Source organism: Actinospica durhamensis (genome assembly GCF_018139695.1).
GTDB classification, from domain to species: Bacteria; Actinomycetota; Actinomycetes; order Streptomycetales; family Catenulisporaceae; genus Actinospica; species Actinospica durhamensis.
On the sequence record NZ_JAGSOG010000790.1, the window covers coordinates 1 to 423 of the forward strand.

A 423-nucleotide genomic window follows, 5' to 3' on the forward strand; every position below is an offset into this window, starting at 1 on the left:
CACCTCGGCGAGGTCGGCGTCGGAGCGCCAGTTGCGGGCGTCGATCAGCGGCAGCAGACCGGCGCCGTACGCGCCCGGCTTGGAGCCGAAGACGCGGGCCGTGGCCCGGCGCCGGTCTCCGTGCTCGGCGGTGTCCTCGTCGGCGTGCGCCTTCACGAAGTTCCGGTCGGCCGGCTCGTCCCGCTCGGCCACCGCCCGTACCGCGTCGTCGATCAGCCCCACCACGTGCGGGAACGCGTCCCGGAAGAACCCGGAGATGCGGACCGTGACGTCGATGCGCGGCCGGCCCAGCTCCTCCAGGGGAACCACCTCGAAGCCGGTCACCCGGCGCGAGGCGTCGTCCCACACCGGCCGGCACCCGAGCAGCGCCAGGATCTCGGCGATGTCCTCGCCCTGGGTGCGCATCGCGGACGTCCCCCACAC

General features: G+C 74.5%; 1 protein-coding gene. It reads right to left on the reverse strand.

Translation table 11 applies throughout. The features are described from left to right. The coding region (locus KDL01_RS42240) for a cobaltochelatase subunit CobN (RefSeq protein WP_212534312.1) at window positions 1-423 on the reverse strand (423 nt) is incomplete at both ends.